This window comes from Saccharibacillus qingshengii (assembly GCF_013185195.1).
In the GTDB taxonomy this organism is placed as follows: domain Bacteria; phylum Bacillota; class Bacilli; order Paenibacillales; family Paenibacillaceae; genus Saccharibacillus; species Saccharibacillus qingshengii.
This window is the reverse complement of the sequence record NZ_JAAZWC010000011.1, coordinates 37,897-50,287: the sequence shown is the minus strand read 5'-3', so window position 1 is coordinate 50,287 and position 12,391 is coordinate 37,897. Positions and strand designations below refer to the sequence as shown.

The following is a 12,391-nucleotide window of genomic DNA, read 5'->3' as shown; positions in this document are numbered from 1 at the left end:
GGCTTGCGCCCTATCGGTTCATTGTGCCAAACTTTCGCCCGTTTCGTACAGGGCGGCATCGAGATTCGCGACAAACGGACTCCATTCGCCAAGAGAAAACAGCGCTAGCCGGTGCATGGCACGGGTGCAGGCGGTGTAGAACAGTTTGCGCTCGTTTTCGCGGCGGTAGACCCGTTCGGAAGCGTCGTAGATCAGCACGGCGTCGAACTCGACGCCTTTGGCCAGATAAACGGGAAGCACCAGTGTGCCTTTCTCGAATTCGGGCGTGGTCTTGGTCACTTCCTTCAGGCCGGAGCATCCGGCCGAGGCGAGACTGTTAAAAGCTTCGCGGGCTTCGGCGGCGGTACGGGTGACGATCCCGACCGACTCGAATCCTTCCGCGCGCAGGCGGTGCAGATGAGCCGCGATCTCCGCCGCATGATGCTCGGGCCGCTCGGAACGGATCAGCAGCGGCCTGCCCCCGCTTCGCTCGAACGGTTCGATATCGGCGGCTTCCGGCAGCAGCCCCTTGGCAAACTTGACGATCTCCCGCGTCGAACGGTAGCTGCGCGTCAGACGGAACACCCGCGTATCGGCGGCCCCGTACAGACGGGCAAGCGGCGAATCGGAAGCGGACAGCTCCGTTGACTGCGTGAAGATCGCCTGACTGAAATCGCCGAGCACGGTCATGCGGGCACGCGGGAACATCTTTTTGAGAAAAGCGTACTGGAACGCCGAATAGTCCTGCCCCTCGTCGACAAACACATGCCGGATCTCCGGCCTGCTGCGCTGCCCTTCGATCAGTTCTTTGAGATAGAGATACGGCGTCGCATCTTCGCAGAACAGTCCGCCCTGTTCAAGCTTGTCCAAGGTTTGACGGCCGATCTCGTTCCAATGAGAGCAAGGCTGGGAATCCGGCGCGGAGCCGTATCCGGAAGGCGGCTGTTCCGACGCGAAGAACCGCGCGTACAGCCCCGTCATATCGACAAAAGACATGCGCTTCACGCCGCGTTTGACCGGCTTGAACGCTTCGCTCACGAGGCGGCGGCGTATCCATTCTTCTTCGCGCTGCCCGAAGTCGAAATCGCCTTCGTCCGGACGGCGCCGGCCTTCGATCCGGGCGCGCGCAGCCGCATACTCCTCCGAGAAATCAAATACGTTCCGGTCCTGATGCAGCTCGCGGTACGCTTCTTCGTACAGTTCGCTGTCGGCGAAATTTATCGCTTCTTCCACCCAGTCCGCCGCGTGTTCTTCGCGTTCCAACCGATTTATTTTGCCAAGCAGCCATTCCTGCAGCTTCGCCGTACGGTTTGCGATACGCAGCGACGAATCATATCCGTAGAATTCCGCCTTCATCCGCTCCGCCGTAACCAGCGTCCTGCCGCGGAAAGTCAGGTCGGCGAACTTCATGCCTGCCTGCTCCAGACTCTGCGCATAGCGCTGCAGATCTTCCAGGAAATTCTCCGACGCTTTGTACCGGATGCCGCTCAACCTCGCTTCGTATCCCGGTTCGCCCGGCGATGACAAGACGTATTCCATCTGATCGAAAGGATCTTCCAGGGCGAACGTCCGGCCGAGGCGGCTGTCGAGATACTCCTGGAACGTGGTCTGCTTCATGTTCTCTTCGCCCAGCTCCGGCAGCACGGTCGAGACATAGCCGTTGAACATCGGATTGGGCGAAAAAAGAACGATCTGATCGGCCGTCAGCCGGTCGCGGCTGCTGTACAGCAGATAAGCCACGCGCTGCAGCGCCGCCGATGTCTTGCCGCTGCCGGCCGCGCCCTGGACGATCAGCAGGGAACTCTTGTCTTCTCGGATGATGGCATTCTGTTCTTTTTGAATCGTGGAGACAATGGTCTTCATCCGGTTGTCGGCTCCTCCGCCGAGTACCTGCTGCAGAAGCTCGTCGCCGATCGTCTCGCCGGTATCGAAGACGCCGAGAATGTCGCCGCCCTGAATCCGGTACTGCCGCTTCAATTCCATATTCCCCGAGATCGGGCCCATCGGCGTATCGTATCCGGCCGGTCCGGGCGAATGATCGTAATACAGACTTGCGATCGGCGTGCGCCAGTCGTAGATCAGGAACTCCAGACCGTCCGCATCGACAAACGAGGAGACGCCGATATAGACTTGTTCCGTGAACCCGGTTCCGTCTTCACGGTAATCGATCCGGCCGAAATAAGGCGACTCCAGCAGCTTGTTCAGCTTGCGGTACTGCATCTTCTTCTGTCGGTGGCTGCGCTCCCGCTCGGACAGCAGCGCTTCCTGCTGCTCGATGCTGTAGACGCTCTCCTCGAAGTCTTCGTTGGTGCTGGTGCTGACGCTTACTTCTTCCCAGAAGCGTCTGCGAAGCTCCGCCGCCTGCTCCTGCAGCCCTTCCACCTCCGGCTCAAGCTCCGCGATTCGAGTCCGCAGCTTGCCCGATACCTCTTCAAGCCGGCTTTGTTCCTTCTTCAACTCTTCGCTTTCGATCATTCCCGGACCACTCCCTTGTTCGATTTGAAGATTCGACTTTGGCGAAAAACCGTTTGACAGCCCCCGCTGCCCATGATAAGATTAAGGTGTAGGTAAGATGTGGTAACTTTGTCTTGGTATAAATAATTACGGCGGTTCTCCCATCGTAGCATGGGAAATCGGATTTTGACAATAGATTTTTGGACGACTTTAACCCCGGCGGAGACGCCGGGGGGTTTTTGTTTGGGAATCACCGTCAGGTACGGCCAAGCCTCCCCGAGCCGAGTCTGTATGCCGAAATAAGTGCCTAAGCACACTTATTTCGGCGATTTTTTGTTTTTTGGGACCATTACCTGCATAGGGGCAATTATTCAGGCCAAATCTTCACTACCAGGCTACTTTTTCGCAAAATAGGTGCTGTGCGGCATCTATTGAACAGTGCTCCCTACTCGCTGAGCCTTTAACGGTCGACAGGCCGTTAAAGGCTCAGCGCCCCTCCCTCTGTCTCTACTCCCTTCTTCACCGAACAAAAACCCCCGGTTCTCGCTTGGAGAACCGGGGGTGGAGATAAGCCTATGAAGTCTGTCGATCCGACGGACTTTTGGCCGAACTTACAGCCCTTCCAGCAGCGACTTCACGGACCCGTCGCTCTCAAGCGTGCGCACGATCAAGGTGATCGCTTCGGCGCGGCTGGCGTTTTTGTTTGGAGCGAAGGACGATGCGGATGCGCCGTTCAGCAGGCCGGCGGAAGCCGCCTGATCGATAACGCCCGCTGCCCAGTGATCGCTGCCCACATCGCTGAAGCTTGCCGGTGCCGCCGCGGCTGGCAGTTCGCTCAGATTGATGACTCGGGCGATCATGACCGCCATCTCGGCACGCGAGATCTTCGCGTTCGGCTTGAAGCTGTTGTCGCTGTAGCCGGCAACTACGCCAAGATCCGACAGGGCGCCGATATAACCGGCGGCCCAATTCGAACGGGTATCACCAAACGAAGCCGAAGCGGCGGCCGGTTCGATGCCGAAGGCCCGCGCGATCATCGCGCTGAACTCGGCGCGGGTCACCGGCGCATTCGGACGGAACGTGCCGTTTGCGTAGCCGCTCACGATGCCGAGCTTGGCCGCTTTGGATACGGCGCCGCCGCTCCAGTGGCCGGCAGGCAGGTCGGAGAACGTTCCGGCGGAAGCCGGTGCGGCTGCGGCTCTTTGCGTCAGCGATTGAAGCAGCACGGCAGCGTCCACGATGCCGGAACGGAACGGGCTCGTCGGCTGCGGAGCCGGCGTGCCGGGTGTTCCCGGCTGAGCCGGTGTCGGCGGCGTAACCGGTACGGTAACCGGCGGAGTCGTCGGCTGCGGAGCCGGTGTCGCCGGAACCGGGGCTGTCGGAGGCAGAGTCACGGAGCCTCCTCCACCGGAAGGCGGATTGGTCGGAACCGGATTCGGATTACCCGGATTCGTCTCCGCCAGTGTCAGCACGATGCGGCCGTCGCGGTAGCCGAGAACGGCTCCGTAATTCGAAGGCAGACCGGCAACCTGCAGCTTGTTGAACAGGCCGGACGCGGCTCCCGCCGCATGGGTAATCACGGTAACATCGCCAGCCGTCGGCACATAACCGTTGGCAAAGTTCACTTTCAGGGTACCGCCGGCCTGCACGCTTCCCGCAACTTCAAGCGTATCGCCAGGTGCGGCGATATTCAGTTCCAGCGTACCGTTCGCGGACTGCGTGAAATCGCCGCCGATCACAAGGCCTCCGCTTCCTCCGTAGACCTGTGCCGTAACCGTACCGCCGCCATAGACATTCTCCGTGACGGTACCGCCGTTGTTCACTACGCTGCCGCTGCCGAAAGCCGTCGCCGACAAGGCTTCGAGCGTCCCGCTGTTGATTTCCGTTCCGCCGCTGTAGGTGTTGGCGCCGGACAGTTTCAGCATGCCGCTGCCTTCTTTGACCAGACGACCGCTGCCGGAAATCGCATTCCGCCAGTGATCTTGCGCATGGAATCCGCCCAGTGCCGCATCCATATTGACGGTAACGGTGCCGTCCAGCGCGCCGTATCCGTTGGCCGCTTCGAACAGATTCAGGCGGCCCCAGCCTTCAGGATCGTCCAGCAGCGGATAACCGGACGGCAGTCCTGTCGTCGCGAGTACCGCGCGGCGCTGCTCGGCGCTCAGGTAAGGCAGACGGGTCTCCAGCAGCACTTCGGCATTCTTCGGCACAACCATTTCTTGGGTGGTGTCGCCGATCGGCTGGAAGCCGTAGGTCAGACGTTTGAAGTAATCCGCTTTGTTCTTCTCGTAATTGCCGAACCGGTCTTCCGAGGTGCCGAGCGGCTGCTTGAGCAGAATGTCATGCGCTTGGTCGTACGCCTGCTTCTTCAGCTCGGCGTTGGCCGGATCGGACAACGCCGCCGCGGCCAGAGCTGTTGCCAGAACACGCCCGCCCATCACGTCAAGCGGCGAGTGCATCCCGGATACAATCCGGCTGTCGCCCATTTCCGAAGCGCGGGTCAGCATCTCCTGGTAGCGCTCCGGCACGGCATAGGCCAGCGACAGCGAAGCCAGGTACGAGGCGTTGGTGTGGCCGCTCGGGAATCCGCCGTCCGTGGCCGGTGTCTTGCTGATCGCAGGCACAAGCGTCGGAACCACGATCCGGTTCGCCTGGCTGTTTTCCTGCTGGTTCACCCACCGGTAAGGACGCATATATTGGAAAAAGTTTTTGGAGGGGTTGGTTGAAGCGAAGTCTCCACGGATGATCCCGACCAGATCAACCATTTTGCCAAGCTGCGAATTGGAATCGCCGCCTTTGTTCGTACTGCCCACATCGTCGTATTTGACGGTTGTCGCATCGGCCGCGACGTCTTTGATGACGGTTGTCGTGCCGCTCAGCGTCCGGTACGTGTTGGCCAGCGCGCCTAGACCTTCGGTCGCGCCGTACGTTTGTCCGCGGCGGTCGACCAGATAAGCCATTTCTTCATCGGCCGGAGTCCGGGTAGCGGCGAGGTTCACCACGTATTGAATATTATAATCCAGCACATCCGGTCGAAGCTTCGTGCCCTGGTCCCACGAACTTCCCGGTGTCCACAGCTTGAGGAACTCGGACAGTGTGCCGTAGGCCGCATTGGTTTCGACTTTCGTGTACTCCGTTTTGTTCGTCTTGTAGCTGTCCGTAAAATAACCCCATGCCGGTGCCGCCGGCATTTCGATCGTATAAGAATCGGGTGCGGCAATCGCGGGGTGAATCAGGGCCGTATTCGACAGAATGGCGAAGCCCAGCGCAGCGGCGAGCATTTGTTTCATCGGTCTTTTTTTCACGGTAGGGTTGCTCCTCTTCGGGTTGGATGGGTGTGGATCGGAACGGCTTGTCGATTCGAATCGCTGAAAATGTAGCATCCCGCAGCGAATTTCGGCAATGCAACGATTTCCCCTTAGTATCGTTTTGGGAGGTTTTTGCCCGAATTGTGTTCATTATCCCGAATTTAACGTATGTTTAACAAAAGTCGCGAATAAGAATGGATCGCGCTTTGTATAATCCCGGCGGGAGGAGAGTACATCATGCGAAAATGGAATTCCGTTCTGGCCCGTCTGGCCGTGTCTTACATAGCAATTGTGCTTGTCATCGTGCTCTCGCTCTGCTCGGTTTTCTACTTGTATTATTCCGACCGCGACCGGGGCCAAATGCGCAGCCGCAGCAAGATGACGCTCGAAAACACGGCGCGGACACTCGATTCCGAAGTGCTTCAGCGCGTGCAGCAGACCGCTCTCGGGCTGGCCCTGGACAAGAATACGGACCTGCGGCAGTTCCGAGGCGGCTCCTGGCAGACGCACCCCGCCAAACTGGTCGAACTCCAGGAGCTGCTGCAGTCGGAAGTGTCCGGCAGCCCCGAGCTGATCGAAGCGATCCATCTGTATGAACCGTCAAGCGGCGTCATGCTGTCTTCGCTGTACGGACTGGTGGACGCCGCCAGCCGGGAAGCGGCCGCGGCTCTGCCCTCCGACTGGATCGACGGCATGCTGACGTCCGGGAAGAGCCATTTATGGACCCCGGCGCGGGCCGTGCCCAAAGATGCTTTTTCGCAGATTCCGGGCGGAAGCGGGCAGCGGCTGATTACTTACGCGCATACTTATCCGTTCCAGTCGACCGGAGAGGACAGCCAGCTGATTCTGGCGATCGATATCAAGGAAGAAGCGATTCAGGGCATCCTGCGCAACATGCTGCCTTTTCAATACGAAGAGACCTGGCTGCGAAGCGATTCCGGCTCGCTTGTGCTCGGGCCGCAAACGGCGGAAAAGGCGGGGGAGCAAACAGGCGATTCCGTTTCTCCCGTGCTCCGGCTGATCGACGAGACCGGCCATCCGGCGGCGAGCGGCGGGGAAGGCGGCTGGGTCGACAGCGAGTCGTATACGGTCTTCCATGAACCGCTTCCTTCGGCCGGTTGGACGCTCTACAGTGCCGCCGCGCACAGTCTGTACCGGGAGCAGTCATCGGCGGTGCTCAAGCTGATGCTCGGCGTGTGCGCACTTGCGATCATGATCGGACTGCTGCTGTCGGGCGTGATGACGCGGCTGATCTACAGTCCGCTCAAGGCGCTGGTCGGCAAAATCCGGCATTTGGCGGGCCAGTCGGACGCTGCCGGAGACAACGAATACGGGATGATCGATACGGCGCTGGAGCATTTGAGCGGCCGGGTCGTCAGTCTGGAAGAAACGCTGCATGCGGCACGCCCTCTCGTCAAACGGGAGACGCTGCTCAAGCTGCTCCGGGGCGAGGCGATCGAGCCGACGCTCCAGGAAACCCGTCGTCCGGGCGAATGGTTCGGCGGGCATTCCCGTCTGCGCTGCGTGGTGCTGGATATCGGAAGCTCGCCGGAAGGAACGGATTCCGAAACGGCGCATGGTATTCTTGGCGAAATCGCGGCGCTGCTGGACTCCCAAAACACTCCGGGCAGCCGCATCGTAACCGAAGAGCTGTCCAGCCGGCGCCTCGTGGCGATTCTGGCGGACACTCCGACCCAAGCCGGCCCGCAGGCGGGAGAAGATTTCTTCGGCAGTGAAGATCCGGGTGAACGGACAATGTCCGATTTCGCGCAGCGGTTCGCCGAAGCCTGCAGGCAGCGGCTTGACCTGCGGATTCAGCTGGCCTGGGGGCGTTCGGTCGATCGGCCCGAGCGGCTTGCGCTTAGTCTCGGCGAAGCGGAAAGCCGCCTGAAATATGCTTATTTCCTGCCCGAACGCTCTATCTTGCAGGATGCCGGTCTGCTGGAACGCGAACGCAGTACGGAAGAAATCCCGCAGGCCATGCTGTCGCGCTTCCGGGATAAACTGGCGGCCCGGCAGTACGCCGAGATCGAAGCGGCGGTCGACGATCTGATCGAAGCGATCCGAACCGGCTCGTATTCGGCGGATTACGGTCATTTCGTGCTCGCCAATATCGTCTTCCTCTACTCGGACCATCTCAAAAGTATCCGCTACAAACAGCCGAGCGGCGGGCATCCCGATCTGCACCGCCAATATGTCGAACTGCCGCATATCCTGGAGTTCCGCGTCTGGCTGCTGGAGTCGGTCAGCTTGTTCCTGATCGAAACGGAGAAAAGAAACGGCGAACGGGCGACGGATACGTTGGAATCGGCCAAGCGTTATATTGCGGAGAACCTCTCCGGCGATTTATCTCTGGAAGCGGTATCATCGAGCGTGTTTATCAGTGCCAAATACTTGAGCCGGCTGTTCAAGGAAGAGCTGGGCGTCACCTACACCGAATATGTGACCGCACGCCGGATGGAAACGGCGAGAAGTCTGGTCGAACTCGGCAGTCTGACGATCGAGCAGGTCGCGGCCGCGGTCGGCTACGGCACTCCGGCGTATTTTATCAAAAAGTTCAAGGAAGCCTACGGCTGTACACCCGGCAATTATTTGCGGGAACAGGCGAAACAGGCGCATTCTTCGTGAAGAGAAGCAGGAGGCGTACGATGAAAAAGACGTTGAAGCGGCGGTGGGCCGTCCTTGTGCTGGCCGCTGCCCCGATTCTGGGAATCGCCGGCTGCGAGACGTATTCGGGCACTGCCGCGTCGGCTTCTGTTCCCCTCGCTCCCGAATACAAAATTTCCTGGACGCTGCACCAGAACCAGAGCGTGCCCGAAGAGGCCGAGATGCTGCGGTATGTGGAAGAGAAACACAACGTGGACCTTGAGATCTGGAACCTGGAGAACAACCGTTACGAATCGCTGCTCGATCTGAAGCTGGCCCGCGAAGGCGCTCCGGATCTGCTGCGCATCCGCCAGCCCCAGGATCTGCCGAAGTACCGGCAGCAGGGACTGCTGAAGTACCGGCAGCAGGGACTGCTGGCGGAGATTCCCGAGGAAACACTGAATCGGCACGCGCCCAACCTCATGGCCGCAATCCGCCGGTATGCGCCGGATTATGCGGATTACGGACGGATCGACGGCCGAATCTACGGAATCCCCGCGATCAGTCCGACCAATATTTATCGGATTCCGGTCGTCTACCGGCAGGATTGGCTGGACAAGCTGGAGCTCGAGGTCCCGCAGACGCTGGCCGAATTCGAGCGGGTGATCTATGCGTTCGCCAACGAAGATCCGGACGGCAACGGGGTCAAAGATACGTATGGACTGTCGCGCGAAGGCACGAACGTCGTATTCGGCGCGTTCGGACAGATCGTGTTTGCGGACCAGCTGTATTTTGCGGAAAAAGACGGGCGGTTGGTCGTGGGGGCGCTGGAACCGGAGATGGAAGAAGCGCTGCGCTATCTGCGCAAATGGTACGCGGACGGCGTGATCGATCCGGAGTTTATTACGGGAGAGAACAAAGGCGGATACAAACATTTGTCGCATGCTTTTATCAATGGAAGAATCGGCATGACCTCCATGGGCAACTACTACCATTGGATCGGCGGCGGCGATTATCAGGCCTGGACGGTGGACGGCCGGGGCGGCAGCCTCGAGATTCCGGTCGAGCCGACGTACAACGTCAAAGAGCTGAACGCCAAAAATCCGGACGCGCGCGTCTCGTTCGGGCGTCCGTTCAGCGGCCCCGAGGGCAAGCGCGGTTCCAAAGCGTACGACCGGCTGATGAGCTTCACCGCAATCGGGGCGAACGTCACCGAAGAACCGGGGAAACTGGAGAAGATCCTGCAGATTCTGGACGATGTCAGCGCCAATCCCGACCCGGATGAACGCGCGGCGCTCAAGAACGGGGTAATCGGCAAGCATTGGACCTGGGCCGACGAGTCCAAAGAAGAGATCGTCGCCCTGCCGCCTTACGCAGACATGCCCAACGCTCTGAACGTGATCGGCGCCAATCTCGGCATGTCTGTTCCGTATCCGCCGACCGGCCGCCGCGAACAATGGGCGTCGACGCTCGGCTTGGAGAAAGACGGCATCTACAACGCTCTGGAAGTCTCGACGCCGTCGCTTGCACGCAGCAGCGGCGAGCTGATCCGGCTCAAAGACAAAGCGTATCTGTCGTTCATTACCGGCGAACGCCCGCTTGCGGAATTCGAAGGATTCGTACGCGAATTTATGGAAGCGGGCGGCCGCGACGTGTTGGCGGAAGCGAATGCGCTTCGGCCGTAGACCGCAAACGGATGCAGGCCGGATCGTACCGAAGTTTCCGCAGCAAAAAGCGTCTTCCGTTCTCCCGGCTGCGTAACCGGCCGGGAGCGAAAGACGCTTTTTTATAGAAAAATCGCTGGGTTACAGCTTCTGCAGATGCGTATCCTTGAAGCCGGTCTCGTACTTGAGTCCGTAGCCCATCATCCGGTCAAGGCCGATATGCGCGCTCCAGATCAAGCCGATCATAAGCGGCCAATCGGCCGGGAAGACCAATCCTCCCAGGATCAACACGAACGGCAGAATATAGGTATGGGCGGCGTTATACAGATAAGCACCGACTTTGGTATTAGTGGCGTAGCCGATCATGGAGAGATCCGGGACGAACAGCAGGAGCAGGAACGCGAGCCAGCCGTAGCCGTTTGCAAAATACAGGTAAGTCCCCATGACAAAAGCGAGCAGTCCTTCGAGGTGGATCAGTTTTTTGGCCATGGATTCACTCTCCTTTTTCCCGCGATGCGGTTCTGATGCCGTGCAGCATCCAGTTGATTCCCTGCGAGACCTGATCGTGCGACAGCGGCTGGGCAGACAGCAAAGTCGGCGCCTGGAGCGTCAATCCGTCGAATACGGCTTGAATGAGCCCCGCCAGATTCTCTTTCTCTTCCGGCCCGAGCGGCAGTTCCAGACGGTCGATCACCTGGACCACGCCGGCCCTCATTTCCCGGTAGATGCCGACCAATTCCGCAGCCAGTTTCTCGTTATTCACACTCTCCGACCACAAACTGATAAGCAGGGTGAACCATTCGGGGTTGGCTTTGCGGAATTCGACGACATGGAGAAGGCCTTGGCCGAGAATCTCTTGCGGCGAAGCCTGCATGTCGAGCTTGGCAAAAGCTTCTTTCATTCCGCGGTTGATCATCCATTCCCGCACGACCTCGACCAGCAGCGTTTCTTTGCTGCCGAAATGGTAGCCGATCAAGCCCTGCGCTACGCCGGCTTTGGCGGCAATTTCTTTCATGGAAGCTTTGGCATAGCCGATCTGGCCGAACAGGGTATAAGCAGCCTGCATAATGGCTTGTTTGCGTTCATCCGGTTTCGTGGACGGGGTAGCGGTCATAAGGGGAAGCTCCTTTGAACGGTTCGATCTATACTGTTTGATCGAACAGTTAGTTTATGATTATATCTTACAAATGTTTGATCGAACAGTCAAGGTTTTTGGCTGTTACTCCCGTTACCCCTATCAGCGCAGCGTGGCTGGATTGGACGACAGGGCTTAAGATAAGGCTATACCGCGGCTGCTTCTCTTATTCCGGCCGCAGAAAAGAGGTTTTCCTTCATGATCCAGCAAAGACAATTGGGCAGCCAGGGACTTCAGGTGTCGGCGATCGGCCTGGGAGTCATGATGATGCCCGACAACGAAGAATCCGTAAACACCATTCAAGGAGCGCTCGACTTGGGCATCACGATGTTCGATACCGCCGATCTGTACGGCGATTATACCCTCGGACAATTCGGCGGCAACGAGAAACTGCTCGGCCGCGCGCTGCGCGGACGAAGAGATGAAACGATCGTCGCGACCAAATTCGGCGTCACCCACAGCCAGGGTCCCAAAGGCGATCCGGCTTATATCAAGAAATCCGTCGATGCCAGTCTCTACAGCCTCGGCCTGGATCATATCGATCTGTATTACCAGCATCGCCCCGATCCCCATACCCCAATCGAAGAAACGGTCGGTACGCTGGCGGATCTGGTGCAGCAGGGCAAGATCCGCTATATCGGCTTGTCCGAAGCGCCGGCCGATCTGATCCGCCGCGCGCATGCGGTTCATCCCCTGTCGGCGGTGCAGACCGAATATTCGCTGTGGAGCCGCGAAGTGGAAGACGACGTGCTTCCCGTACTCCGCGAGCTGGGTATTGCTCTCGTTCCGTACAGCCCGCTCGGCCGCGGCTTCCTGACAGGACAAATCAAGACGTTCGAAGACCTGCCGGCCGACGATTACCGCCGCCATTACGCCAGGTTCCAAGGCGAGAATTTCGCCAAGAACGTGGAGATCGTGTCCCTGATCGAACAGTTGGCTGCCCAGAAAGGCTTCACTCCGGCCCAACTGGGCCTGGCGTGGCTGCTGGCCCAGGGCGAACGCATCGTGCCGATTCCGGGCACGAAACGCCTGGACCGGGTGCGCGAGAATCTTGGCGCGCTGGAGATCAAGCTGACCGCCGAAGATCTGGCCGAGATCGAACAGATTTCGCCCAAGGGCGCCGCTGCCGGCGGCAGATTCGGCAGCTTCTGAAGCCTTAGGCTTCCGGCCTTGCGGCAGCCTGCCCTTGCGGCGGGCACATACAAAAAGGCGCTTCCGCTTATTGCGGAAGCGCCTTTTCTCGCGCGGCGGATCGGCCGCTCCGC

Annotated in this window: 7 protein-coding genes; 3 read left to right on the top strand and 4 right to left on the bottom strand. The window is 59.3% G+C overall.

Annotation, left to right across the window (positions count from 1 at the left end; all coding sequences use genetic code 11):
- Window positions 1-18: 18 nt before the first annotated feature.
- A complete protein-coding gene (gene helD / locus HRQ60_RS11450; protein ID WP_172195954.1) occupies window positions 19-2,454 on the bottom strand; it encodes an RNA polymerase recycling motor HelD in 2,436 nt (811 codons plus the stop codon).
- Between the two features lie 590 nt (window positions 2,455-3,044).
- On the bottom strand, window positions 3,045-5,723 hold the full coding sequence (locus HRQ60_RS23905; RefSeq protein WP_172196047.1) for an S-layer homology domain-containing protein: 2,679 nt from the start codon (window positions 5,721-5,723) through the stop codon (window positions 3,045-3,047).
- Between the two features lie 255 nt (window positions 5,724-5,978).
- Here HRQ60_RS23905 and HRQ60_RS11440 point away from each other — a divergent pair, with 255 nt between their 5' ends.
- Window positions 5,979-8,369, top strand: coding sequence for a helix-turn-helix transcriptional regulator (locus tag HRQ60_RS11440; protein WP_172195953.1), 2,391 nt, complete (start codon window positions 5,979-5,981; stop codon window positions 8,367-8,369).
- A gap of 20 nt (window positions 8,370-8,389) precedes the next feature.
- On the top strand, window positions 8,390-10,012 hold the full coding sequence (locus HRQ60_RS11435) for an extracellular solute-binding protein (protein ID WP_172195952.1): 1,623 nt from the start codon (window positions 8,390-8,392) through the stop codon (window positions 10,010-10,012).
- 120 nt (window positions 10,013-10,132) lie between these two features.
- On the opposite strand, the gene HRQ60_RS11430 is transcribed toward HRQ60_RS11435, so the two are convergent.
- Window positions 10,133-10,480, bottom strand: a complete 348-nt coding sequence (locus HRQ60_RS11430; RefSeq protein ID WP_172195951.1) for a DUF4260 domain-containing protein — start codon at window positions 10,478-10,480, stop codon at window positions 10,133-10,135.
- Between the two features lie 4 nt (window positions 10,481-10,484).
- Complete coding sequence (locus tag HRQ60_RS11425) at window positions 10,485-11,105, bottom strand: TetR/AcrR family transcriptional regulator (protein WP_172195950.1); 621 nt, start codon at window positions 11,103-11,105, stop codon at window positions 10,485-10,487.
- A 222-nt stretch (window positions 11,106-11,327) separates the two neighbouring features.
- Here HRQ60_RS11425 and HRQ60_RS11420 point away from each other — a divergent pair, with 222 nt between their 5' ends.
- Window positions 11,328-12,278: an aldo/keto reductase gene (locus tag HRQ60_RS11420; protein WP_172196046.1), complete on the top strand. Its 951-nt coding sequence runs from the start codon at window positions 11,328-11,330 to the stop codon at window positions 12,276-12,278.
- Window positions 12,279-12,391 lie beyond the last annotated feature (113 nt).

What these genes read in the sequence shown, in the direction of transcription:
- HRQ60_RS11425 (WP_172195950.1), bottom strand. Translation starts at nt 11,105, where the DNA reads ATGACCGCTACCCCGTCCACGAAACCGGATGAACGCAAACAAGCCATT.
- helD (WP_172195954.1), bottom strand. Translation starts at nt 2,454, where the DNA reads ATGATCGAAAGCGAAGAGTTGAAGAAGGAACAAAGCCGGCTTGAAGAG.
- HRQ60_RS11435 (WP_172195952.1), top strand. Translation starts at nt 8,390, where the DNA reads ATGAAAAAGACGTTGAAGCGGCGGTGGGCCGTCCTTGTGCTGGCCGCT.
- HRQ60_RS11430 (WP_172195951.1), bottom strand. Translation starts at nt 10,480, where the DNA reads ATGGCCAAAAAACTGATCCACCTCGAAGGACTGCTCGCTTTTGTCATG.
- HRQ60_RS23905 (WP_172196047.1), bottom strand. Translation starts at nt 5,723, where the DNA reads ATGAAACAAATGCTCGCCGCTGCGCTGGGCTTCGCCATTCTGTCGAAT.
- HRQ60_RS11440 (WP_172195953.1), top strand. Translation starts at nt 5,979, where the DNA reads ATGCGAAAATGGAATTCCGTTCTGGCCCGTCTGGCCGTGTCTTACATA.